1 pseudogene is annotated in these 241 nt (G+C 34.9%); it reads left to right on the top strand.

What is annotated here, in order from left to right:
- Positions 1-101: 101 nt before the first annotated feature.
- Positions 102-241 (top strand): annotated as a pseudogene (locus ACFIK8_RS09290) (ribosome maturation factor RimP); the annotation flags it as partial.

The following is a 241-nucleotide window of genomic DNA, read 5'->3' as shown; positions in this document are numbered from 1 at the left end:
CCTTGAAAAAATTTGAATTTAAGAGTATCAATGGGCAAATTCTTGGTCTTATGATGAGGAGTGGGCCGTCTGGACCCGCTTTTTTTTATATCATAAAACTAATGAAGTTGACTTGGATAAAGTGTATGAGAAAAACTGAAAAAATGAATGATATTGATGAACCGCGTTTATTTGAAGAAACCGGCATCGAAGCATTTGTTGCTGCTCTTGTTATACCATTGATTAAGCCTTTAGATTTTCG

Source organism: Bartonella sp. MR168JLCBS (genome assembly GCF_042194175.1).
This window is presented reverse-complemented; position numbering and strand designations above follow the sequence as displayed.